At 64.4% G+C, this 21,556-nt stretch carries 25 protein-coding genes; 11 read left to right on the top strand and 14 right to left on the bottom strand.

Annotation, left to right across the window (positions count from 1 at the left end; genetic code table 11):
- The first annotated feature begins 93 nt into the window (after nucleotides 1-93).
- The 3 genes from ATE67_RS00120 (at nucleotide 94) to ATE67_RS00110 (ending at nucleotide 2,912) form a co-directional block, all read left to right on the top strand.
- Entirely contained in the window at nucleotides 94-1,158 is a 1,065-nt protein-coding gene (locus ATE67_RS00120) for a ribonucleotide-diphosphate reductase subunit beta (RefSeq protein WP_058814644.1), read from the top strand.
- A 129-nt stretch (nucleotides 1,159-1,287) separates the two neighbouring features.
- Nucleotides 1,288-1,518: a hypothetical protein gene (locus tag ATE67_RS00115; RefSeq protein WP_058814643.1), complete on the top strand. Its 231-nt coding sequence runs from the start codon at nucleotides 1,288-1,290 to the stop codon at nucleotides 1,516-1,518.
- Nucleotides 1,519-1,604: 86 nt separating this feature from the next.
- Nucleotides 1,605-2,912: an ATP-dependent nuclease gene (locus ATE67_RS00110; RefSeq protein ID WP_082660112.1), complete on the top strand. Its 1,308-nt coding sequence runs from the start codon at nucleotides 1,605-1,607 to the stop codon at nucleotides 2,910-2,912.
- Nucleotides 2,913-3,086: 174 nt separating this feature from the next.
- Here the strand turns inward: ATE67_RS00110 and ATE67_RS00105 are convergent, their stop codons facing one another.
- A complete protein-coding gene (locus tag ATE67_RS00105; RefSeq protein ID WP_231727989.1) occupies nucleotides 3,087-3,593 on the bottom strand; it encodes a hypothetical protein in 507 nt (168 codons plus the stop codon).
- A gap of 166 nt (nucleotides 3,594-3,759) precedes the next feature.
- Here ATE67_RS00105 and ATE67_RS21250 point away from each other — a divergent pair, with 166 nt between their 5' ends.
- Both ATE67_RS21250 and ATE67_RS21965 read left to right on the top strand, forming a co-directional pair.
- On the top strand, nucleotides 3,760-3,936 hold the full coding sequence (locus ATE67_RS21250; RefSeq protein ID WP_156416839.1) for a hypothetical protein: 177 nt from the start codon (nucleotides 3,760-3,762) through the stop codon (nucleotides 3,934-3,936).
- Between the two features lie 122 nt (nucleotides 3,937-4,058).
- Nucleotides 4,059-4,511, top strand: coding sequence for a hypothetical protein (locus tag ATE67_RS21965; RefSeq protein WP_058814641.1), 453 nt, complete (start codon nucleotides 4,059-4,061; stop codon nucleotides 4,509-4,511).
- A 216-nt stretch (nucleotides 4,512-4,727) separates the two neighbouring features.
- Here ATE67_RS21965 and ATE67_RS00095 read toward each other — a convergent pair whose 3' ends face one another.
- Nucleotides 4,728-4,967: a DUF2171 domain-containing protein gene (locus tag ATE67_RS00095; protein ID WP_058814640.1), complete on the bottom strand. Its 240-nt coding sequence runs from the start codon at nucleotides 4,965-4,967 to the stop codon at nucleotides 4,728-4,730.
- Nucleotides 4,968-5,106: 139 nt separating this feature from the next.
- Here ATE67_RS00095 and ATE67_RS00090 point away from each other — a divergent pair, with 139 nt between their 5' ends.
- Nucleotides 5,107-5,772: a hypothetical protein gene (locus ATE67_RS00090; protein WP_156416838.1), complete on the top strand. Its 666-nt coding sequence runs from the start codon at nucleotides 5,107-5,109 to the stop codon at nucleotides 5,770-5,772.
- On the opposite strand, the gene ATE67_RS00085 is transcribed toward ATE67_RS00090, so the two are convergent.
- The 5 genes from ATE67_RS00085 to mnmA form a co-directional block, all read right to left on the bottom strand.
- Complete coding sequence (locus ATE67_RS00085) at nucleotides 5,712-6,335, bottom strand: thermonuclease family protein (RefSeq protein WP_082660111.1); 624 nt, start codon at nucleotides 6,333-6,335, stop codon at nucleotides 5,712-5,714. The two genes, ATE67_RS00090 and ATE67_RS00085, sit on opposite strands and share 61 nt — an antisense overlap.
- A gap of 116 nt (nucleotides 6,336-6,451) precedes the next feature.
- Complete coding sequence (locus tag ATE67_RS00080; protein ID WP_058814638.1) at nucleotides 6,452-6,763, bottom strand: hypothetical protein; 312 nt, start codon at nucleotides 6,761-6,763, stop codon at nucleotides 6,452-6,454.
- Between the two features lie 55 nt (nucleotides 6,764-6,818).
- Nucleotides 6,819-7,505: a DsbA family oxidoreductase gene (locus ATE67_RS00075; RefSeq protein ID WP_231727988.1), complete on the bottom strand. Its 687-nt coding sequence runs from the start codon at nucleotides 7,503-7,505 to the stop codon at nucleotides 6,819-6,821.
- A gap of 420 nt (nucleotides 7,506-7,925) precedes the next feature.
- Nucleotides 7,926-8,345: a hypothetical protein gene (locus ATE67_RS00070; protein WP_058814637.1), complete on the bottom strand. Its 420-nt coding sequence runs from the start codon at nucleotides 8,343-8,345 to the stop codon at nucleotides 7,926-7,928.
- A gap of 52 nt (nucleotides 8,346-8,397) precedes the next feature.
- Nucleotides 8,398-9,534: a tRNA 2-thiouridine(34) synthase MnmA gene (mnmA, locus tag ATE67_RS00065; protein ID WP_058815189.1), complete on the bottom strand. Its 1,137-nt coding sequence runs from the start codon at nucleotides 9,532-9,534 to the stop codon at nucleotides 8,398-8,400.
- Nucleotides 9,535-9,760: 226 nt separating this feature from the next.
- Here mnmA and ATE67_RS00060 point away from each other — a divergent pair, with 226 nt between their 5' ends.
- The 3 genes from ATE67_RS00060 to ATE67_RS00050 all read left to right on the top strand — a co-directional run bounded on the left by ATE67_RS00060 (nucleotide 9,761) and on the right by ATE67_RS00050 (nucleotide 10,784).
- Nucleotides 9,761-10,063 carry a hypothetical protein gene (locus ATE67_RS00060; protein WP_156416837.1) on the top strand — a complete coding sequence of 101 codons (303 nt, stop codon included), beginning with the start codon at nucleotides 9,761-9,763 and terminating at the stop codon, nucleotides 10,061-10,063.
- Between the two features lie 2 nt (nucleotides 10,064-10,065).
- Complete coding sequence (gene sciP / locus ATE67_RS00055; protein ID WP_058814635.1) at nucleotides 10,066-10,365, top strand: CtrA inhibitor SciP; 300 nt, start codon at nucleotides 10,066-10,068, stop codon at nucleotides 10,363-10,365.
- Nucleotides 10,366-10,508: 143 nt separating this feature from the next.
- Entirely contained in the window at nucleotides 10,509-10,784 is a 276-nt protein-coding gene (locus tag ATE67_RS00050; RefSeq protein WP_058814634.1) for a hypothetical protein, read from the top strand.
- 214 nt (nucleotides 10,785-10,998) lie between these two features.
- Here ATE67_RS00050 and ATE67_RS00045 read toward each other — a convergent pair whose 3' ends face one another.
- A complete protein-coding gene (locus tag ATE67_RS00045) occupies nucleotides 10,999-11,634 on the bottom strand; it encodes a GNAT family N-acetyltransferase (RefSeq protein WP_058814633.1) in 636 nt (211 codons plus the stop codon).
- 212 nt (nucleotides 11,635-11,846) lie between these two features.
- On the opposite strand from ATE67_RS00045, the gene ATE67_RS00040 reads away from it, so the two are divergent.
- The gene (locus ATE67_RS00040; protein WP_058814632.1) at nucleotides 11,847-12,209 is read left to right on the top strand and encodes a helix-turn-helix domain-containing protein; all 363 of its coding nucleotides are present in this window, start codon (nucleotides 11,847-11,849) and stop codon (nucleotides 12,207-12,209) included.
- 523 nt (nucleotides 12,210-12,732) lie between these two features.
- Nucleotides 12,733-13,011 carry a hypothetical protein gene (locus ATE67_RS21790; protein ID WP_231727987.1) on the top strand — a complete coding sequence of 93 codons (279 nt, stop codon included), beginning with the start codon at nucleotides 12,733-12,735 and terminating at the stop codon, nucleotides 13,009-13,011.
- Between the two features lie 42 nt (nucleotides 13,012-13,053).
- On the opposite strand, the gene ATE67_RS00030 is transcribed toward ATE67_RS21790, so the two are convergent.
- From ATE67_RS00030 to ATE67_RS00005, 6 genes are all read right to left on the bottom strand, one after another.
- Nucleotides 13,054-13,833 carry an SDR family NAD(P)-dependent oxidoreductase gene (locus ATE67_RS00030; protein ID WP_058814630.1) on the bottom strand — a complete coding sequence of 260 codons (780 nt, stop codon included), beginning with the start codon at nucleotides 13,831-13,833 and terminating at the stop codon, nucleotides 13,054-13,056.
- The gene (locus ATE67_RS00025; protein WP_058815188.1) at nucleotides 13,830-14,648 is read right to left on the bottom strand and encodes a glucose 1-dehydrogenase; all 819 of its coding nucleotides are present in this window, start codon (nucleotides 14,646-14,648) and stop codon (nucleotides 13,830-13,832) included. The genes ATE67_RS00030 and ATE67_RS00025 overlap by 4 nt, the downstream gene beginning before the upstream one ends.
- Nucleotides 14,649-14,765: 117 nt before the next feature.
- A complete protein-coding gene (gene lepA, locus ATE67_RS00020; RefSeq protein ID WP_058814629.1) occupies nucleotides 14,766-16,589 on the bottom strand; it encodes a translation elongation factor 4 in 1,824 nt (607 codons plus the stop codon).
- A 344-nt stretch (nucleotides 16,590-16,933) separates the two neighbouring features.
- Nucleotides 16,934-19,861, bottom strand: a complete 2,928-nt coding sequence (locus tag ATE67_RS21785; RefSeq protein WP_058814628.1) for a DNA methyltransferase — start codon at nucleotides 19,859-19,861, stop codon at nucleotides 16,934-16,936.
- 261 nt (nucleotides 19,862-20,122) lie between these two features.
- A complete protein-coding gene (locus tag ATE67_RS00010) occupies nucleotides 20,123-21,007 on the bottom strand; it encodes a transposase (RefSeq protein WP_197411857.1) in 885 nt (294 codons plus the stop codon).
- The coding region (locus ATE67_RS00005; RefSeq protein ID WP_197411856.1) for a HEAT repeat domain-containing protein at nucleotides 20,995-21,556 on the bottom strand (562 nt) is incomplete at its 5' end. The genes ATE67_RS00010 and ATE67_RS00005, both read right to left, overlap by 13 nt.

Raw genomic sequence — 21,556 nt, 5'->3', positions numbered from 1 at the left:
CGCAAGCCGGGGCCCAGAGCGACCTTACGCCAAGCCATGCTGGATCCCGGCTTTCGCCGGGACACACAAGAGACAAGAACCGAGGAAACGCCGATGCCTTTGCTGGAAGCCCGCAAGACCTACAAGCCCTTCGAATATCCCTGGGCGTTCGATTTCTGGAAGCGCCAGCAGCAGATCCACTGGGTGCCCGAGGAAGTGCCGCTGGGCGAGGATTGCCGCGACTGGGCGCAGAAGATTTCGGACCACGAGCGCAACCTGCTGACGCAGATTTTCCGCTTCTTCACGCAGGCCGATATCGAGGTGCAGGATTGCTACCACGAAAAATATGGCAGCGTGTTCAAGCCGACCGAGATCAAGATGATGCTGACCGCGTTCAGCAACATGGAAACGGTGCATATCGCGGCGTACAGCCACCTGCTCGACACGATCGGCATGCCCGAGAGCGAATATGGCATGTTTCTCGAATATGACGAGATGCGCGCCAAGCACGACTATATGGGCACCTTCGGCGTCGACAATGACGAGGATATCGCGCGCACGCTCGCGATGTTCGGCGGCTTCACCGAGGGCCTCCAGCTTTTCGCCAGCTTCGCGATGCTGATGAACTTCCCGCGCTTCAACAAGATGAAGGGCATGGGCCAGATCGTCAGCTGGTCGATCCGCGACGAAAGCCTCCACTGCGAAGGCATCATCAAGCTGTTCCACACCTTCACCAAGGAACGCGGCTGCCTGACCAAGGCGGTGAAGGAAGACATCATCGACACCTGCCAGAAGACGGTGCGGCTCGAGGATGCGTTCATCGACCTGGCGTTCGAACAGGGCCCCGTCCCCGGCATGACGCCCAAGGAGATCAAGCGCTACATCCGCTACATCGCCGACTGGCGTCTGGGCCAGCTCGGCTTCGCGCCGATCTACATGATCGAGGAGCACCCGCTCCCCTGGCTCGCCCCGCTCTTGAACGGCGTCGAGCACGCCAACTTCTTCGAAACGCGCGCGACCGAATATAGCAAGGGCGCGACGCGCGGCGACTGGAACACCGTGTGGAACAGCTTCGACAGCCGCAAGAAAGCCAAGACCAGCGACGACGCCGCGCCCGTCAACGACGCCGAAGCCGACGGCGAGGACATGTTTGCGAAAGCAGGGATCGCCGCGGAGTAAGGCACCACCAAAACCCCTCCCGCCTGCGGGAGGGGCAGCAAGACTTGGGAGCTATGCTCCCTAGTCGCCGCGGGGAGGGCCAGCGACGCCGAAGCCACGGCACACCGCAACAGACTCAAAGGCCCCGAAATGACCGACAAGAAAAAACTGAAACTGCTGATCCTCAGCCAGCCCCAGCGCGCCACGCTGGAGGGCCTGTCCAACCGCCGCCCCCAACTCCCGAGCGACCCCATCCGCGACGAACTCGTGGCGCTGGGCCTGGTCGTTCAGCAAGGCGCCAAATGGGCGCTGACCCCGACGGGCAAGAAAGTGCTGGCGGCAGGGTCGAACCGGCGCAACTCGGGCGGGTTTTCGGTTTAAAAGGCAACTATGATGCCCGATGCTTTCACCGTCTACGGAAAGACGAGATCGATGACTGCCGCTCCTGAATATTGTGTTCGACTATAATGGCTATACGATTTAACGAGCTGGCGTTTCATCCTAGCGTAAGTGAGATTGTTCCAGATACACCGCAAGGAAAATTAGTAGTATTCACCGGCGGGAACAATTCAGGAAAATCAGCCTACCTGAAGAAAGCCATTGAGGATCCTAGAAAGCTCTACATTGGAGTTAATAGGTTCTACTCGTTTCATCATTTGTCGTTCTATACTCAGAATGAAAACGAGATTAATGAATGGTATAACAATCACCAACATCAGTCCCAGCATGGACAGTTCCAAAATTTTGAGCAGTCATTCTTCAACTGCTCTACCGCCATCACCCGCTTAAGTGACGCGCGCTGCTCAGTGCTATTTTCAACATTCGAAGAGCTTTTCGGCACAAAGGTACAAGTGGCCTCTGAAGATGAAAACAATGCCTTCAGCAATAGGTACATATCTGTCGGGGGTGACAGCCTTAGCGTTACGTCTAGTGGGACGCGCCTGTTTCTAGGCATTCTTGCTGCGTTGATGGATGAAAGATTTACAGCTGTAGCGATTGATGAGCCGGAATTGGGCCTTTCTCCTACGCTCCAACGTCGCCTCGCCGAGATCGTAATTCGTGGTGACCGGAAATTCGAGCTTTTCCCACACAATCCAAACATCATATTGAGCACGCATTCCCACCTGTTTTTGGATCGTGACATTCCCGGCAACAATTACGTCGTATCCAAGGACGGCAATTTAATCAGCGCTCGGCAGTGCGCGGATTTTCACGAGATCCACGACATCCAATTCCGACTGCTCGGCAACGATCTAAGTCAGCTTTTTCTTCCTGACGCGGTTGCATTTGTCGAAGGAGAGACCGACCGCATGTATCTCGAAGCGGTCACCAGACTTCACTGCCCTAAACTTCGCGTTATCATTCAGGCTTGCGGCGGCGACATCGCCAAGCGCCTTGCATATTGGTCAGAATCAATCGGTGACCTGCAACTTAGCCCATATCGCAATAGAACGCTGGTTATCTATGATTCCGTTAAGCAGCCCGGCATTGAACGGGCATGTTCAACTGCTGGCCTCCCGTCGGAGGCAAAGATCGTGTGGGAAGGAAATGGGATTGAATATGTCTATCCTGACACAATTCTCCAGCAGATTTATCGGGATAAAAACCTGCAAGCGACAAATCTTCGGATTGACGCCGATAGCGTTTCACACAACGGCATTGCATACAAAAAAATTGAACTATGCCGTCTCGTTTGTGACCAACTACATGATGCAACGCTGCTCCCCGTGGAATTGACGGACAAGTTTCTTCGCCCGCTTTCCGCGATTTCATAATTGACCTGTATGATGGCGTTACAGTGGCGGGGATTATGGTGCAGGTGAAAAAATCCCAAGTTAGTCCAATGCCGCATGGACCCCTGATCAAGTCCGGGGTGACGAAGGTGGAAAAGCCAAACCTCTTTGTGTCTTTGTGTGAAATCCGAATGCCCGACCGCGCGGCAGACCCCATCAATTCACCGTCACCCCACCCGGCACCCCGCGCATGCCCGTCGCCGCGAACAGCACCCCGCCGCGCACCGCCTCGGCCGATCCGTCGAGCAACGGCAGCGGCACCAGCGCGCGCGTGACTTCGCTATCGTCGTCGACGACCAGCCGCAGCGTGGGCACGCCGAGCGCGCCGCGCTCGATCACCACGTCGCGGATCGCCGCCAGCGGCCACGACAGGGTGCTGCCACGGTACAGCCGCACACCGTCGTGGAACACATAGGAGCCGCGCCGGCGCCACAGCCGCCAGCAGGTCCGGAAGGCGAAGGCCGCGGCGATCATCGCCGCCGTCGCCACCGCATCGCCGAACAGCAGCGCGCGGATCATCTCCCCCGCCCCGTCGGCGCGCACCGGCCATGCCTGGCTCCACGCCAGCCCGGCGAACGCCAGCGCGCTGACCACCTGCCCCGCCAGCAGCGGCTTCGCCTTCAGCCGCGCGACGACGATCATTTGCCGGTCCCAATGCTTCATCACGCGCACAGATAGGGATGACTGCGCCGCAGCGCCAGCACCGGCGAGCGTCGATTCCCGCGCCGCTCGCCTCATCGCAATTCCGCCCTCGCCCGGCCCGGCGCCGGGAACCTGCCGCGCCGGGGGCCGTTCTCGGTGCGGGGCAGCAGATTCTCGCCCCGCGGGAGTGACCATCATCGAGACCCGGACCCTGTTCGCCTATGCCCTGATCCTGCTGCTGGCGGGCGCCGCCATATTCGGCATCGTCCTTGCCCGCTACAACAGCCACGAGCGCAAGCTGCGCCGCCGGCGCCGCCGCGAGCGCGCCCAACGCGCCGATGCAGAGGTGAAGCCGCGCGACTGACGCAGGGTCGCCGCTCGTCGCAACAGAGCGGCAACCCGCCGCCGCGGGCGCAACATCCTGCTTTGCCAGCGGTTTCTGGGTCAGAGGGCGCCGCTCCGGCCGCCCGAGCCAAGGAGAAAATCATGCGCAAGGCCTTTGCCCTGTTCGCCGCCGGCGCCGCCTTCGTCGCCGCCCCCGCCCTCGCTCAGCTGGCCGGGGGCACCGTCGATGCCGGCGCCGGCGTCAACACGTCCCCCATGGGCGGCACCGTCGGGGGCGTGACGGATCGCGTCGGTCGGACGGTCGACACGGTCGATGGCGCCGCCAGCCGAACGCTCGATTCGACGAAGCTCACCCTCGCAACCAGCGAACAGGTGCGCGCGGGCGTGACCATCACCGATCGCGCCGGCACCAGCCTCGGCACGGTGCAGAGCGTCGATGGCGACAATGCGATCATCGTCGATGGCGGCAAGCTTTACACGATCCCGCTCGGCTCGCTCTATTCGAGCGCCGAAGGAGCCGCCAACACGCTGGTGACGAAGCTGCCCAAGGCGCAGATCGCCGCCCGCGTGCAGGGCAGCGCGCAAAGCCGCTAGCGCATAACGGTCGTCACGCGACCGACGGATGGAGCCGGGGCCGCCCCCTCCCCCGGCTCCATCCACCTTATGCCGATCCGGCCACCGCGCCGGACCTTTCACATTGCCCAGACAAGAGCCGGACAAGAGAAAGGCCTGCTTCGCCGCGTTGGACGCGGGGAAGCAGGCCGGTTCTCCAGTTGCGGCCCGATCGCGCCGCGGCGATCTGATCGCCGGCTATTCGGCCTCTTCGAACAGGTCGACCGCGTTCGCCGCCGTCGCCGACAGCCGCACCGTGTCGCCCTCGACCGCGGCAACCAGGCCGGCGGGGAGGTAATGATGCTTGCCGTCGCCGCTGTCGGCCTTGGTCAGCTTGATGCGTTCGCCGTCGAGATGGTCGACGGTGCCGACATGGACGCCATCGGCGCCGATGACGTACATATGTTCCTTGATCGCGCTGTGGTCATGCTCGGCCATATCGGTTCTCCTTGCGGCTCCGGGGAAGGGAGCGCCGCTGATGATACACGCCAGCGCCGAGTCGGCTCCATCGCTTTGGACGAGCCGACCCAAAGCCGCGCCGCTTTCCAATGTCGCCGCGCGCCGTTACGCTCGCGCCATGCGCATTCTCCCCTCGCTCGCCGCGCTGACGCTTCTCGTCGCACCGCTTCCCGCCCTCGCCTGCTCGCCGGTCGCCGGTTACCGCATTCCGACCAATCTCGAACTGGTCGGTCAGGCGGACATGATCGTGCTCGCGACCGTCACCGGCGGAACCCCGGTCGAGACGGGTGCGGAGTCGATGCGCATCGACATCCGGCCCGACGCGGTTCTGAAGGGCGATCCCGCCGCCGCGCCGACGTCGCTCGCCATCGCGCTCGCGACCGATCGCTATGCCTTGCCCAGCAATCCCTACGACCTGGCAGAGGCACATCCGCTCGCCTTCATCGGCGGTTGCTATCGCTACATGGTCCCCAAAGGATCACGCCTGCTGTTCCTGCTGCGCGGCACGGCGGAACACTGGATCCCGGCGGGCGGACCGTTCAGCCGCTGGGCCGAGGATGTCCTGACCGACGACGCTCCGTGGCTCGACGCCGTGAAATTCTATATCGACGTGCAAAAGCTTCCCGAATCCGACCGCCAGGCCGCGCTCGAAAAGCGCCGCGATGAACTGCGCGCAAAGCAGGGCGACTTCATTGCGCAACTTCTTGCTGAAGACATCGACCGTCAACTCGCGGGCCCGAACAGGCCGCTCCGCGAAGAGCTGCCGCCGGCGCCCGAGGATTGACACCAGGGCCGGCGATACCCTTCCCAGCGCCGTGCCAGCCCCTCGTCGACCAGCGCGTCGCCGACGCTCGCGCCGCCGCGCGTCACGATCCGCAGCTTGCGGTCATATTGGTCGGTGTCGCGACCGGCCGGCTCCAGCGTGAAGGTGCCCGCGTTCAACCAGTCGCGGAGGCGCCGCGTCGCCGCCTCGCCCAGCGCGGCTTCCTGGGCGCAGCGCGCGGGGTGCGTTTCGGGGGCGTCGATGTCGGCGATGCGGTATCTCTCGCCGGCGAACCAGAAGGTATCGCCATCGACGACGCAGTTGCGCCCGCCGCCGCTATGGCAAAGGCCGAAGCGCGCCGACAGCGTATCGGCACGGCTGGCACCAGACGTTTCGATCGTCGGCAGGCCCGCAACCGACTTGGGAATTTCGGGACCGACCTGCAAAGCCGCAAATGTGCCGGCGAAACCCCCGCCCGCGATCAGCACAAGCCATAGCCCGAAGCCGCTACGCGCCCGCCGCTTCGGCGCGCGGCGATCAGCTCTGCGCGGCCGACGGGCCGCCCGGAAGGAAGCGCGGGACATGCGCCGATCCTACCGCGTCAGGTTTAGCAAAATCCCAACGTCCCTGTCCGCTTCGGCGCCCTTCGGCGCCCTGGCGCGTCCACGGCGGCGCCGTTTTCGAGCGGTATCGACGCGGCTTAGGGCGCGCCGCGCGGGCCGCCATCCTCGATCCCACCCTCGCCCAATTGATCGTCCTCGTCATCGTCGCTGCGCTCGCCGCGATAGGCGTCCATGTCGATCCGGCCCGACCGCTCCATCTGGCGCATATGATCGACCAGATCCTCGGTGTCGTCGTCCTCATAGCGCGCTTTCGGCTTCCGGCTCTCGCCCAGCGGACGTTCGCGCCGCGCGTCCTCGGCGACGCTGTGCGCCTGCGCTTCCTCATCCTCCTGCTCGCGATTGATCGCCTCGGGGGGAAGGTTTTCGGTGTTGCGGCTATCGTCGGCCATGGGGGGCTCCTTTCAGGGACAGGGCAAAAACGCGCCGTGCCGCGCCGCCGTTCCGTCAGGCCGCGGCGGCCAGCACCTTATTTTCGATCACACGGATGAACACGTCGGGATCCTGCGCGCCGGGGATCAGCATCCGCCCGTCCAGGATGAAGGCGGGAACCCCGGTGATATTCCGGTCGGCCCAATAGGCTTCCTCGACGCGCACCATCTCGCCATAGTCGTCGCCGGCCAGTATCGCCGCCGCGCGGTCGGGGTCGAGCCCGACCGAAGCTGCGACATCGGCCAGCACTTGCGCGTCGCTGACATCGCGGTTGTCGGTGAAATGCGCCTCGAACAGTGCCAGCTTCAGCGCCGTCTGCACGCCCGTCGCGCCGTCCTGCTCGGGCTCCTCCAGCGCGCCCGCCCAGGTCAGCAGCCGGTGCGCGTCAAAGCTGTTGCGCATCCGGAAGCCGGGTCCGCGGTTGAAGGTGAAGCCCAGTTCGCCCGCGATACCCGCCATCTTGCCGCTGTTCGCGCGGCTCTGTTCGGCGCTGATGCCATATTTGCGCATCACATGCGCCGCCGCATCCTCGCCCTCGGGCGGCATGTCGGGGTTCAGCTCGAAGGGGTGCCACTGGACGCGAAAGGCCAGCCGCCCCTCGAAATGCGCCATGACCCGGCGGAACTTCAGCCAGCCGATGATGCACCAGGGGCACATCACGTCGGACACGATATCGACCGAAAGGCGCGGCACGTCGTTCACGGCAATTCTCCTGCCGGCGCGGCCAGCGTCCGGTCTTCGATCAATCCGCCGACGGCTCGCGCCGATCCTTGCCCGACCTGCGATCGGACTGGCGCCGCTCGGGGCCCTCGTAATTCGGATCGTCGGCCAACCGCCGATCCGCTGCGCGCCGCTCTGCCGGTCTGCGCGGTTTCTCCACTGACATACGCTTCTCCCCTCCACCACAAAGGAAACAGAAGCGACCCGCCGTCAGTTACTCACAATCCTGTCAAAAAGACAAGGCGGCGGCGGTTTTGGGGTGGGGAAGCGGCCGTTCCCTTATGTGATCCCCGGCGAAAGCCGGGGCCCATCTTCCCGCGGTGCAACTGGGCCCCGGCTTTCGCCGGAGATCACATCAGCTAGGTCCGCTATCGGTCGCTAGCCGACATCCACCCCATGCGTTCAACGCACGCTATCGACCGGCCCCTCGGCCACCGCTGCGGGCCGCGAGAGCACCCACCAGCTTCCCGCCATCAGCGCGACCGACAGCGCCTCGATGATCATCGCCTGCACGATTCCCGAGTTGACGAGATCGCCCATCCCCATGCCGATCAGCCGGCCGACCAGCGCGGTGCCGTAGAGCGCCGCGGGAACGAGCAGCGCGCGCGTCCAACCAGGAACCAGCGCACCGACCGCCGCCCCGCCGGCGGCAACGAGAAAGAAGGCCGACAGGTCGGCCCGCACCGTGTTCGCGGCGGCGCCGTCGATTCCGATAGCGAAAGTTTCCACGAACGTCGCCGGGTCGAGAATGCCCTGCACGCCGAGAATGGTGAAAAAGGCGGCCCACAGCAGGACCGCGCCGCGCAAAACCCAGTTGACCATATCTCTTCTCCCTGAAGCCCGCAGGCTGCGGCATCGGGGGGAAAAGTGCAATCTATTCTGCGGGAAACGTCTCTTCGATCCAGCCGCCGCCGAGCACGCGGCTTTCGTCGGCGGCGTCGTAAAGCACCGCCGCCTGCCCCGGCGCGACGCCATATTCGGGCGCCGCGAAGACCAGCCGGTCACCCGCGACATGCGCCGGCACCGGCTTCGCCATGCTGCGCACCTTGGCGAGCACGGCGCGCCCGTCGACGTCCGCGAGCCAGTTCGCTTCGCCCAGCCGCGCGCCCGACACCGCGAGCGAGCGCCGCGGCCCGACGATCACTTCCTTCTTCTCCGCATCGAGGCGGACGACATAGAGCGGCTCGGCCTGTCCGCCGATCTCGATCCCGCGCCGCTGGCCGACCGTATAATGGATCAGACCCTTGTGTGCGCCGAGCACCGTCCCGTCGACATGGACGATCGCGCCCTGATCGTCCGCCTCGGGGCGCAGCGTCCTGACCAGCGTCGCATAGTCGCCGTCGGGGACGAAGCAGATGTCCTGGCTGTCGGGCTTGCCCGCGACGCCGAGGCCAAGCTCGCGCGCGATCTCGCGCACGACGCTCTTCTCGAGCCCGCCGAGCGGGAAGCGCAGGAAGTCGAGCTGCTCCTGCGTCGTCGCGAACAGGAAATAGCTCTGGTCGCGCGCCGGATCGACCGCGCGGTGCAGCTCGGCGCCCGCGGGGCCCATCACGCGGCGGACATAATGGCCGGTCGCCAGGCAGTCGGCGCCCAGATCCTTGGCCAGCTGGAACAGATCGGTGAACTTGACCCCCATATTGCAGCGCACGCACGGGATCGGCGTCCGGCCTGCCAGATATTCGTCGGCGAACTGGTCGATCACCGTGTCGCGAAAGCGGCTCTCATGATCGTGAACATGATGCGCGAAGCCCAGCCGGTCGGCGACCGCGCGCGCATCGCGGATGTCCTGCCCCGCACAGCAGGCGCCGACACGCTTCGCCTTGGCGCCATGATCATAGAGCTGGAGCGTCACGCCGATGACTTCAGCGCCCGACCGCGCGGCGAGCGCGGCAACCACGCTCGAATCGACTCCGCCCGACATCGCGACGACGATTCGCCGGTCCTTCAGCGGTTCATTCAACTGAAAGTCGGCGCGGGCGAGCCCGGCGGGGGAGGAAATCGTCTCGATCATGACCGGCGCCATCTAGGGACGCGAGGGCGAAAATGCCAGCTTTTCCGCCGCGCCCGTCAAGATATTGACGCGGATTAAGTTTCACTAACAGCGACTGAAACGGGCATTTACTGGACCTTAGGCCCTCGGCGCTACACCGATTCCCATGAATTTCGTCCCGTCCGATCTTCCGCGAGTCCTTGACGCGGCGGCGCTGTCGAAGCCCAGCTTCGACATCTTGCGCGCCGTGTCCGACGCGCGGCAGGCGTCGCTGCCGACGGTGCGGATGCTGAAGGCAGAGGCGACTCGCGAAGTCCATGCGACCCGCGTTAACGCGCTCAGCCATTTGCTCGCCGCCGCGCCCGCCGCGACGGAACAAAATGCGGTGCGGCCCGTTCGTTTCTTCGATTTGTCCGATCAGGCAAACGACCTGCCCGAAACTATGAATCACCTGTTTACCAGAGGGTTTCAGCCGATGTTGAGTCCCTCTGATCTAGACCCCTGTTTGTCGGTCAATCCGATCCCCCACGACGAAGACAATATGGAATGAACATGATCGAGAATCAGAAAATCCGGCCTGCCCAGGTTATCGGTCCGCTCGGCGAACCGCTGACGCTCGACTCGCTGCCGCCGCCGAACACGACCCGCTGGGTTGTGCGCCGCAAGGCAGAGGTCGTCGCCGCGGTCAATGGCGGCCTGTTGTCGGTCGACGAGGTCTGCGAACGCTATGGGCTGACGCTCGAAGAGTTCGCCAGCTGGCAGCGCTCGATCGATCGCAGCGGCATGCCGGGCCTGCGCGTCACGCGCATCCAGCACTACCGCGACCTCTACGAGCGCCAGCAGCGCTTCTGATCGAGAGGACGCACAAAGGGTCATGAAGAGGGCGCCTCCGGGCGCCCTCTTTTTTTGCGCGATTTCCGCAATCTGCATCCGGTCATGCAACCTTGCCATTCATGCCGCGTTAAGCCCCCAGTCAACCTTGGGAGTAACTGATAATGCGCAAGACGATCATCGCCCTCACCGCCGCTTCGGCCCTCGCCCTCGGCGCCTGCCAGAGCAAGGAAGCCGACCAGGTCGAGGACACGGCCGAAGCCCAGGCCGACGCGATCGACGCCCAGGCCGACGCCATGCCCGAAGGCCCGGCGAAGGAAGCCACCGAGGCCAAGGCCGACGCGGTCGAAGCCGCCGGCGAGGAAAAGGCCAACGCGATGGACGACAATGGCGAGATCGCCCCGTCGGAAGTGGCTCCGGCCGATCCCGCGAAGAAATAAGCCTGCCCTAACCGGGTAGCAGAAGGCGCCGGAGCGAGTCTCCGGCGCCTTTTTTGCGCATCCGCGCCCGACTTTCCGATTTTGTGATCCATGTCACCGCGCCGCCATGACGTCGCCGCTAGAGCGGAGGCGCGGGACGGCGACGCTTCGGCAGCGCAGCCCTGCAACCCTCCCGTCGCGGTTCGCGACCCGCCGCGGCGGGAGGGACTAGGCCTTATCGATCCAAGCCCTCCAACTGCACGAACACATCCTGCACCCCGCGCGCATCCGTGTCCGCGCGCAGCGCCGCGAGCGCGGTCTCGATGTCGATCCGATATTCGGCGACCCCCGCGCTCTCGCCTTTCCAGGTGCCGCCCAGCGCATGGACCAGCGCCACCGCGGCGCGGTTCTCCGAAAGCGTATTCACGTCCAGCGCCGCCAGCCCCTCGGCGCGGCAGTCGATCAGCAGCGCCGCGGTCATCATCCGCGCCAGCCCCTTGCCGTGAAAGGCGTCGAGCACCGCGACCGAATATTCGCCCACCCGCCGCTCGGTCCCGTCGGCGCCGTCCGGATACCGCACCGCATGCACCGCGCCGATCGCGGGCCAGCCGGGACAATCGCTGCAGATCGCGCCCCATGCGATATGGTCGTGCCCGTCGACATCGGCGAGCCGGCGCACCACCGCATCGGGAAGCGACGGCGCGGGCGAGAAGAAACGCAGATAGCGCGACTCCGCCGACAGCTTCGATATCCCCTCGCGCAGCAGCGCCTCGTCGTCGGGGTGGATCGTCCGCAGGCACACCTGCGTGCCGTCGCTGAGTTCACTGTGCACGACGATGCCGTCGAGCGGTCTCGCGCAGGCTCCCGTCATCTCGCGGCCCCTCTCTGCTCCGAAGAGCGCCAGATTAGCCCCACGGCAGGCGCCCCGCAACGGCCCGCCGCAACTGCCCAACCGGTCATGCCGATTTGGGAGAAGTTGAAAGTGACGCGCGATTTAACATGGTAGGGCAGGGTCCGACAAAAAACAAAAGGTTCGACGGGCTCGTGCACCACAGCAAATCCTTCTCTCCTCCCTTCCACCCTGTGGAGGGCGCCGCCGGACCGGTCGCATCCGGCGGCGATACCTCCCCCGACATCGCGGACGAAACCGTGGGCGAGCGCCTGGCGCGCCTGCGCAAGCAAAAGCTGCTGACGCAAGGCGAACTCGCAAGCCGCCTGGGGGTCACCGTCACCTCGGTCTGCTATTGGGAACAGGACCGCTCGCGGCCCAAGGCGGCACGGCTCGAAGCGCTCGCGACGCTGCTCGGCGTGCCGGTCGCCGAACTGACCGTCGACGCCGCCCCCGAACGCCGCGACCTCCAGTCGCTCGTCGCCCGCGTCCGCAGCCAGATCGCCAGCGCCGCCGGGACCAGCCCCACCAAGGTCCGCATCCTGATCGAGATGTAGGCGGGGCCCGGACCCGCCCCTTCATCGTCACCCCGGCCTTGATCGGCATTCGCACCATTTAAGCAGCTATGGTTCCCCGGCGAAAGCCGGGGTCCAGAGCGTTTGCAAACAAACATCGCATCATTACGCGCTGGACCCCGGCTTTTCGCCGGGGAACAATCGGATAGTGTCTCAAGGGGCTAATCGCGGTGAAGCCAACAGGCGACACTTCCCCGCCTCGTCATCCCGGCGATGAAAGGGGAATAGGCGTCACCTGCCTCAAGAGGACAATCTCCGATCCGCGCCGGGACGACGAAGCATGATCGCGGCTCGCAAAAAACCGCTTTCCTACAATGTTCCAATATGGTTCGCTTAATTCGTCCAAGCGAACCAAGGAGCATGTGATGACCGAAGAAAGCCTCCCGTCCCTCCGCGCCGGCGATGAAGCCGACGTGTTTTCCGTCGATCCCGACGACCTGCCCGACGATCCCGACGACCTGCCCGACGATCTCCGATTCGAACCCGTCACTTATGTTAAGCAGCGGTGGAACAGCATCACCGACGCCCGGCAGCGGGGTTTCATCGCGCATCTGGCCGCCAGCGGCAGTGTGACGGCGGCTGGATCGACTATCTGGATTTCGATCCCGGCAAGACGCAAATCTGCCTGTCGGTCGGCCGCCTGATCCACGACGACGATTGCGTCAAGGTCCTCGCCGGATCGGCCATGCTCGTCGGCGACGAGGATTTGCACATCAGCGGGATCATCGAGATTCCGGCGCGGTGCGTGGTGAGCATTGTGCGGTTGGAGGAGAAGAAGCCGTAGGCTCGACCGATACCGGGCGGGGCGAGGGAGAGGGTTGGGCCGCTAGACCTGCGAAAAGCCGCCGTCGATCAGGAACTCGCTACAGGTCACGAAGCTGGCGGCGTCGGAAAGAAGGTAAACCACGCCGCCGCCGATCTCGTCGGGCCGCCCCATGCGGCCGATCGGGTGCGCCAGCTTCATCCCCGCCTCGGCCGCTTCACGCGACGGCGCCGCGCCCAGCTCGACATAGCGTTCGATGATGCCGCTGAGCATCTCGGTGTCGATGCCGCCGGGATGGACGCTGTTGCAGCGGATATTATATCCGAGCGCCGCAAATTCGGCTCCCATGCACTTCGACAGCATCTTTACCGCCGCCTTGCTGGTGCAATAGGCCGCGTTGAACGCCGCGCCGCGCAGGCCGCCGACGCTGGAGAAATTGACGATCGAGGCGCCGCTCGTGCGCGCCTTGCCGCCTTCCTTCAGCAGCGGCAACAGCGCCTGCGTGCCGATGATGACGCTGTCGACATTGACCGCGTTGACCCGGTGCCATTCGGCGAGCGGGCTGTCCTCGATCCGCGTGACGATCGAGATGCCGGCATTGTGGACCAGCCCGTCGAGCCGGCCCCAGCGGCGGCCGATTTCGCCGGCGATCCGCCGCCAGTCGGCCGCGCTCGTCACGTCGTGGCGGAAATAGACGTCGCATTCGACGTCGGGCGCGTCGTCGGCGAGGTCGGTCGCGACGACGATCGCGCGCGCCGCCGTCAGCGATTTGCACAATTCGCGGCCGATGCCGCCCCTGGCGCCGGTGACCAGCGCGACGACATTGTCGAGGGCGATGGTCATTGCGCGGTCCACCCGCCGTCCATGACCAGCTCGGCGCCGGTCATATAGGCGCTGTCGGCGCTGGCGAGGAAGAAGGCGCCCGCCGCCAGTTCGGCCGGATCGGCCAGCCGCCCCATCGGGGTCGCGCCCGCCATCGCGTCCATCAAATCCTGCTTCCTTTCGGCAAATCCGCTGTCGACCCAGCGCTGAAAGCCCGCCTCCAGCAAGGGGGTCATCACGAAGCCGGGGTGAAGCGAATTGGCGCGGATCGGCATCTGCTTCTGCGCAAATTCGATCGCGATGCCCTTCGTGAACATCCGCACGGCCCCCTTCGATGCGTTATAGGCGGAGACTTCGTTATAGCCGACCAGTCCCATGATCGAGCTGACATTGATGATCGAGGCGCCGCCCCGCACCCCCTTGCCGCTCTCCGCCATCATCGGCACGAAGGTCTTCACGCCGAGGAACACCCCGTCGACATTGATGTCCATGATCCGCCGCCAGCGTTCCATGCTCAGCGTTTCCACCGCGCCGGTCAGGTCGGTCCCGGCATTGTTGACCAGGATATGGAGCCGGCCGTGGCGGTCCTGCACCGCGTCGCGCGCGCGGTGCCAGTCCTCTTCCTTCGTCACATCCGCCTGAACATAGCTCGCCGCCTGCCCCAGCCGCGCCATCACCGCGGCCGCGACATCGCTGTCCGGGCTATCGAGATCGGAGAGGATGACCTCGGCCCCCTCGGCGAGGAAGCGTTCGGCGCACGCAAGGCCGATGCCCCGCAATCCGCCCGAAATGAAGGCGACCCTGCCGGTCAGCCGCTGCGCGCCCGAATCGCTCATATCCCAATCATCCTCGCCCATCGTCGCAGCCTGCTTGGCCGATTTTCGGGCGAAGCGAACCTATGATTTAAGCGGGGGGTCGCGCAGCGAGGGGGTCCCCGGCGGCAGGTCCTGACCCTAGGCGTCGTCCCCCATCCGCAGCGCGGCGATGAACGCCTCCTGCGGGATGTTGACGTTGCCATATTCGCGCATCCGCTTCTTGCCCTCTTTCTGCTTTTCCAGCAGCTTCTTCTTGCGGGTCGCGTCGCCGCCATAGCATTTGGCGGTCACATCCTTGCGCAGCGCGGCGATGGTTTCGCGGGCGATCACTTTCCCGCCTATGGCTGCCTGGATCGGGATCTTGAACATGTGGCGCGGGATCAGATCCTTCAGCCGCTCGCACATGCCGCGACCGCGGCTTTCCGCCGAGCCGCGGTGGACGATCATGCTCAGCGCATCGACCGGCTCGTTGTTGACGAGGATGCTCATCTTGACGAGGTCGCCGGGGCGGTGGCCGATCTGGTGATAGTCGAACGACGCATAGCCGCGGCTGATGCTCTTCAGCCGGTCGTAGAAGTCGAACACCACCTCGTTGAGCGGCAGTTCATAGGTGATCTGCGCGCGGCCGCCCACGTAGGTCAGATTCTTCTGCACCCCGCGGCGGTCCTGGCACAGTTTCAGGATCGGCCCCAGATAATCGTCGGGAACATAGATCACCGCCTCGATCCACGGTTCCTCGATCTCGTCGATGCGGTTCGGGTCGGGCATGTCGGCGGGGTTGTGGAGCTCGATCTCCTTCGCCGCCTCATTCTTGGTGTGGCTGAGCTTCAGCTTGTAGACCACCGACGGCGCGGTGGTGATCAGGTCGAGGTCATATTCGCGGGTCAGCCGCTCCTGGATGATCTCGAGGTGCAGCAGGCCGAGGAAGCCGCAGCGGAAGCCGAAGCCGAGCGCGGCGCTGCTCTCCATTTCGAACGAGAAGGAGGCGTCGTTGAGCCGCAGCTTCTGGATGCTTTCGCGCAGCTTCTCAAAGTCGTTCGCGTCGGTCGGGAACAGGCCGCAAAAGACGACCGGCTGGACTTCCTTGAACCCCGGCAGCGGCGCCGCGGCGGGTTTCTTCGCGTCGGTGACCGTGTCGCCGACGCGCGCCTGGGCGACGTCCTTGATCTGCGCGGTGATGAAGCCGATTTCGCCCGGGCCGATCTCGGTCAGCTCCTCGCGCTTGGGCGTGAAGCAGCCGACGCGGTCGATCAGATGGGTGGTGCCCGCCTGCATGAACTTGATCTGCTGGCCTTTTTTTAAGATCCCGTCGACAACGCGAACGAGGATGACGACGCCCAGATAGGGGTCGTACCAGCTGTCGACGAGCATCGCGAGCAGCGGCGCCGCGGCGTCGCCCTTCGGCGGCGGGATGCGCGTGACGATCGCCTCGAGGCATTCCTCGATGCCGATCCCCGACTTGGCCGACGCAAGCACCGCGTCGTCGGCGGGCAGCCCGATAATATCCTCGATCTCGGCCTTCACCTTGTCGACATCGGCCGCGGGCAGATCGATCTTGTTGATGACGGGGACGATCTCATGGTCGTGCTCGATCGACTGATAGACGTTGGCCAGCGTCTGCGCCTCGACCCCCTGCGCCGCGTCGACGACGAGCAGCGCGCCCTCGCACGCGGCGAGCGACCGCGACACTTCATAGGCGAAGTCGACGTGGCCCGGCGTGTCCATCAGGTTGAGCTCGTACGTCTCGCCGTCCTTCGCGGTATATTTCAGGCGCACCGTCTGCGCCTTGATCGTGATCCCGCGCTCCTTCTCGATGTCCATATTATCAAGGACTTGGGCCGACATCTCGCGCGCGGTCAGCCCCCCGGTGAACTGGATCAACCGGTCGGCGAGCGTCGACTTGCCGTGATCAATATGGGCGATAATGCTGAAATTGCGGATGTGGGACAAAGGCGTGGTCATGCGCGGCGCCCTAGCAGGCGAAAGCCGCGCTGTCAGCAAGGGTCTTGAGGCGACAAAAGACACGGACGTGCAGCCCAAACTGTCTCCTTTGTCGTTTTTAGCGGTGCAAAGTTCAGGAAAGGTCGGCCTAATGAAGCATACCGTCCCGGTCACTTCAGACCGGCACCAAAGGTCGCGAAGGTCGCCCACGGCGCGCGCGGCGGAAAGATGGCAAAGGTCGCACCGCCGCGATCTTCGGCGCGGGCGGCGGGGCAGCGGATTTCGACGAGTCAAAGAGCCAGAACGGGAGGCTGGCATGGCGGGATAATGTAGGAAAGGATTATTTCGCGCGGAGACGCGGAGGGTCAGTCCTGCTTGGCCGCCTTGCGCGCCACGCGCTTGTTCTGCTTCGCCGCCTCGCGTTCGAGCGGATTGACGAGCGCTTCGTAGCGCCCGAACAGATGTTCGACGCGATCGCGGTCGGACGCGAAGGACGCGGAGCGATAGAGTTTATCGACCGCGGCATCGAGCGCGGCGTGCGCTTTGCGCAAATTGCCGGGCATAGCGTCGGGATCATAGAGATCGGCGAGGCTAGAGGTCGGATGCGCGGCGCGGGCATCGAGGACGGCTTGGGCGAGGTTTTCGATTTTGGTGCGCTGCGTGGGGGTGGCGTTGGGCCAAGGGAAGGTGTTGTAGACGAGACCGATCGAATAGCGAAAATCACTCTTTAGTCGTCCCCCGATATGCCCTAGCCAAGCCATATTCATTCGGCTGGTCAGAATACCGAAATCATAGAGGTCGGCGTCCAAAAGTGTCTGGACCAAATTCGACGGAATTGTGGGAGGTTCAAGCCATCCTATTGGCACATAGTCTCGTCGCTCGGAACTGACTTCCGGGAACACAAGAAAGCTAGATTGCGGAATCGTGCTCACCTCAAATTGAGTCGGATAGTCCGCCAATTTTCGCGTCGCTTCTTTCTTGCTCGACAGTCGAAACTCCCGGACTGCCTTAACCCGATCCATAATTGTAGGCAGGCCGCGATATTCATCGGGGGAAATTCCGGAAAGCGCGAGGACCCAACGGCGTCCCCCATTTATATATTCAAGCGATCCGACGAGTGGGACCAGATATTTTTCCGCTTTAGGCTCGTCCTCAAGAAAGGCAGCACGCTGGGTCTGATTAAGAATGTAATGACCGCCGTCGACGATCTTACTGCCCATTCGCATCGGCGTGACGTCGCATAGGGGTTTTCGCTGATCGCGTACGACTAGATGTGTATTCGCGACGCCTTTGCCATCAAACAAATAAGCCGTCAGCGCAACATGCCGACTCTCAACCGGATCCCCCTTGATGTCGGGATAGCTGAACAGCCTTTTTTCGGTGGGTTCGTGATCGCGGTGCGCGAGGCCGATGATGACGACATGGACATGCGCCTTGCCGCGCGCTTCGCTGCCCCAGCTAAAAGTGCGGTGCGCGAAGGCGATTTCGAGGCCGTAGCGGTCGAACAGGAGCGGCCAGAGCTGTGCCACCTGTTCGCCCTGAGTGATCGAATTGGTCGAGACGAAGCCGATGCGGATGCGCCTGTTCCCACCCCTCTCCCCTTGCGGCAGAGGTCGGCCCGCAGGGCCGGGAGAGGGGTCGCGGCGCGTCTGCGCCGCAATATCTTGCCGGGTCGCGTATGCTCCCGCGACCTCTCCCGCAAGGGGAGAGGGGACATGGTTCACATATTGCCCTGCCTTGATGAACCAAGCCGCGACATAATCCAACGAACCGGCGCGTCCCGATGGCGCATTGATCACACGCGCCATCTGTTCGCGCTGAAACGGCGACTGGTAACTTTGCCCAATGAAGGGCGGGTTCCCCATGATATAGCTGCATTTTTCGGGCGGCAGCAGTTCGGCCCAATCGCTTTCCAGCGCGTCGCCATGCAGGATCGTCGCGCCGCCTTTCAACGGGATGCGCGCGATGTTCGTGTTGAACGCCTCGTTCATCCAGTTGTTGGCGATATGATCGGCCATCCACATCGCCACTTCGGCGATGCGCGCCGGAAATTCTTCAAATTCGATGCCGTAGAATTGATCGACCGTCACCTGGCTCATCAGCGCGGCGTTCATGCCGCCGTCGGGGTAGCGCAGGCGCAGCGCGCGCAGTTCCAGCGCGCGGATTTCGCGATAGGCGATGACGAGGAAATTGCCGCAGCCGCACGCGGGATCGAAAAAGGTCAGCCGCTTCAGTTTCGCCAGAAATTCGGTGAGCGCGGCGTCGCGGCCCGTCTTGCGAAGGGCGAGCCGATCGAGTTCGTCCTTCAGATCGTCGAGGAAAAGCGGGCCGATGACTTTCAGGATATTCGCCTCGGTCGTATAGTGCGCGCCCTTGGCCCGGCGCTCCTTGGCATCCATCACCGACTGGAAGAGCGAGCCAAAGATCGCGGGCGACACGGCAGACCAGTCGTGGCGCGCCGCGTCGAGCAGATGGTCGCGCATCTTCTGGTCGAATTGCGGGATACGCAGCGGGCCGCTGAACAATTGGCCATTCACATAGGGGAAGGCGTCGAGTTCCCCTGACAGGCCCTTTTGCCGCTTGCCCTCGGGCGTATCGAGGACGTCGAAAAGCTGGCTGAGCACCATGCCCGTATCGCTGCCATCAGGCCGGGTGTCGTTGTCGATCAGTTGAAGGAAGATATCCTTCGGCTGAAAAATGCCGGTGTCGTCGGCGAACAGACAGAAGAGGATGCGGACGAGAAATTGTTCGAGGTCGTGGCCGATGTAGCCCGCCTCCTCCAGCGCGTCGTGGAGCTTGCCCATCAGCTCCGCCGCCTTGATCGTCACCCCCGCCTGATTTTCGAAGCTGACGCGCCGCCCGAGCATGAAGTCGAAGGCAGTGATGTGCTTGTGTAGGTCGGCGAGCTTGAAGCTGAGCGGATCGCTCCGGCTATCACGGTCACGCAACACCCAATTCTGGAAATCACAGGTCAGAATGAAGCGCGGCTGTTCGGTTTCGGGCAAGCCGGCGACATAGTTGAGCGCTTGTTCCTCTGCCTTGCCGAGGTCCAGCCGGCTGCTTTTCTGTTCGATCAGCAGCGTGCGCGGCCAGAACAGGTCCATGAAGCCGTGCTTGTTATCGAGCAGTTTGACCCGCCGCTCATAGTCGGCGACGGTGCGGCGCTTGATCCCGAAGATTTCGAAGAAATCGTTGTAGAAGCTTTGCGTTTCGCCCTTTTCATAATGGGCGTCGCGCCATTCCTCGCTGAACGCCTTGGCGCGGCGTTTGATCTCGTCCCAACTCAGTCGCATGCCGCCCCCTTATGACGACCCAACGCTAGACGAAGCCGATTCGGGCGCCAAGGGGCAAGCTTCGCCAAGTTGAAGCGAAAGCTGGATTCCCGCCTGCGCGGGAATGACGGAGGGCGGGTGCGGATATAGAATCCTCCTCGTGGCGAAGCCATGGGGAGGGGGACCGCCCGCAGGGCGGTGGAGGGGCCGCGACGGCGGCGCCATTGCCCCTCCGTCAGCGCTTCGCGCTGCCACCTCCCCATCGCTGCGCGACAGGGAGGATCAGGTTGCCAGCCGCCTTAGGCAATCATCCCGCACCCGCGCATCGACATCCCCCACCCCCCGCTCCAGCACCGCCGCCCTTCCGTCGCCCTCTGCCACTGCCGCCAGCGCCGCGATCGCGTTCGCGCGGACCCGTGGCACCGGGTGCGCTTTCGCGAAATGCTCGGCGATGTCCTTGGCGTTGTCGGTCAGGTGGACGGCGCAGCGGAGGAGCATTTCGCCGGGGGTCAGCGTCGGGCGCCTGGCGATCGTGCCGCGTTCCAGGTCGACGATATATTGGTCGCGCCAGGGGATGTGCTCGCCCTCGTCCATGATGTTGAGGCTGACCGACAGGCGCTCCGGCGGGAGCTGGCTGTGGATGTCGCGGTGGGCGCGGTAGAGCATCATCTTGCCTTCGCTCAAGCTGCTGCGCTCAACGAAGTGCAGATTTAACGACTCCTCGGCGCGGCCGTCGACGGCTTCGGCGTCATACTCATAATAGTCGCTGACATAGCCGGGGCCCCAATAGCCGGTGGTGAGGAAGTGGAAATTATGGTCGTGCGGCAGGCCGTAGGCGAAGGCGGCGGGGCCGCTCGCGGCGTAGACCGCGTCGGTCGCGGCGGGCCAGAGGTTGGCGCGGAGGAAATGCCCGCGCGGGCTGCGGTGGAGCAGGAAAACCTGCGCCGAATAGCGGTTCGCGGCGAGCTGGCCGGCGTAGCTGGCCTTGAGCTCGGCGATGATGCGGTCGGCGAGGAAGCTGCGGTTGCGCTGGAGGCCGGCGAGGAGGCCGGCGCAGCGCGCGACGCTGGCTTCGTCGGAAAGGTCGACGCCGCTTTCGTCGAGGCGGGCGGCGACTTCTTCGAGGTCGTATTCGCAGGCCGCGGGTGGATCGATCAGGCGGGGCACTTGCACGTCTCCGGTGCCGGGGCTTCGACAGACCCTCCCCCAACCCCGCCCGCCGGCGGAAGGGGAGCATAGAGCGCCAGTGTCGCGGCGGCGGCGCGGCGGATTTCGGGGTGCGGGTCGGCGGTGGCCATGCGTTGAAGGTGCGGGCGCGCCGCCGCGGGATCGAGCGCGACAAACTCGCGCATCGCGGCCCAGCGTGCGGCGAAATCCTGCGCCTGCGTCTCGGCGGCGAAGAGCGGGGCGGCGTCGGTGCGTCCGAAGCTGCGCAGCAGGGCGAGCGCCATCTGGCGCACGCTGCTGTCGCGGCGGGAGGCCGAGGCGCGGACGAGGCGGCCGCTGGCGATGTCGTAGGTGCGGGTCGGGAGCGACGACGCGGGCTGGACCGCGATTTCGAGAAGCAGGACATCGCCGCTGCCGCCCGCAAGCGTGAACGCCTCGGCCGCGGTGTCGAGCGTCCATATTTCGCCGGGAACGAGCGGGCGCGGCGCGCTGCTGTGGCAGGCGGCGGCGGTCGCCGTGCGGAAGGCACCGGCGCGCTCGTCCGCGGAG

The sequence above is a fragment of the Sphingopyxis sp. H050 genome, from assembly GCF_001468265.1.
Classification (GTDB): Bacteria; Pseudomonadota; Alphaproteobacteria; order Sphingomonadales; family Sphingomonadaceae; genus Sphingopyxis.
This window is presented reverse-complemented; position numbering and strand designations above follow the sequence as displayed.

Bases quoted from the DNA above. Each gene is read 5' to 3' on its own strand.
- ATE67_RS00120 (WP_058814644.1), top strand. From the start codon at position 94: ATGCCTTTGCTGGAAGCCCGCAAGACCTACAAGCCCTTCGAATATCCC.
- ATE67_RS00115 (WP_058814643.1), top strand. From the start codon at position 1,288: ATGACCGACAAGAAAAAACTGAAACTGCTGATCCTCAGCCAGCCCCAG.
- ATE67_RS00110 (WP_082660112.1), top strand. From the start codon at position 1,605: ATGGCTATACGATTTAACGAGCTGGCGTTTCATCCTAGCGTAAGTGAG.
- ATE67_RS00105 (WP_231727989.1), bottom strand. From the start codon at position 3,593: ATGAAGCATTGGGACCGGCAAATGATCGTCGTCGCGCGGCTGAAGGCG.
- ATE67_RS21965 (WP_058814641.1), top strand. From the start codon at position 4,059: ATGCGCAAGGCCTTTGCCCTGTTCGCCGCCGGCGCCGCCTTCGTCGCC.
- ATE67_RS00095 (WP_058814640.1), bottom strand. From the start codon at position 4,967: ATGGCCGAGCATGACCACAGCGCGATCAAGGAACATATGTACGTCATC.
- ATE67_RS00090 (WP_156416838.1), top strand. From the start codon at position 5,107: ATGCGCATTCTCCCCTCGCTCGCCGCGCTGACGCTTCTCGTCGCACCG.
- ATE67_RS00085 (WP_082660111.1), bottom strand. From the start codon at position 6,335: ATGTCCCGCGCTTCCTTCCGGGCGGCCCGTCGGCCGCGCAGAGCTGAT.
- ATE67_RS00080 (WP_058814638.1), bottom strand. From the start codon at position 6,763: ATGGCCGACGATAGCCGCAACACCGAAAACCTTCCCCCCGAGGCGATC.
- ATE67_RS00070 (WP_058814637.1), bottom strand. From the start codon at position 8,345: ATGGTCAACTGGGTTTTGCGCGGCGCGGTCCTGCTGTGGGCCGCCTTT.
- mnmA (WP_058815189.1), bottom strand. From the start codon at position 9,534: ATGATCGAGACGATTTCCTCCCCCGCCGGGCTCGCCCGCGCCGACTTT.
- sciP (WP_058814635.1), top strand. From the start codon at position 10,066: ATGATCGAGAATCAGAAAATCCGGCCTGCCCAGGTTATCGGTCCGCTC.
- ATE67_RS00050 (WP_058814634.1), top strand. From the start codon at position 10,509: ATGCGCAAGACGATCATCGCCCTCACCGCCGCTTCGGCCCTCGCCCTC.
- ATE67_RS00045 (WP_058814633.1), bottom strand. From the start codon at position 11,634: ATGACGGGAGCCTGCGCGAGACCGCTCGACGGCATCGTCGTGCACAGT.
- ATE67_RS00030 (WP_058814630.1), bottom strand. From the start codon at position 13,833: ATGACCATCGCCCTCGACAATGTCGTCGCGCTGGTCACCGGCGCCAGG.
- ATE67_RS00025 (WP_058815188.1), bottom strand. From the start codon at position 14,648: ATGAGCGATTCGGGCGCGCAGCGGCTGACCGGCAGGGTCGCCTTCATT.
- lepA (WP_058814629.1), bottom strand. From the start codon at position 16,589: ATGACCACGCCTTTGTCCCACATCCGCAATTTCAGCATTATCGCCCAT.
- ATE67_RS21785 (WP_058814628.1), bottom strand. From the start codon at position 19,861: ATGCGACTGAGTTGGGACGAGATCAAACGCCGCGCCAAGGCGTTCAGC.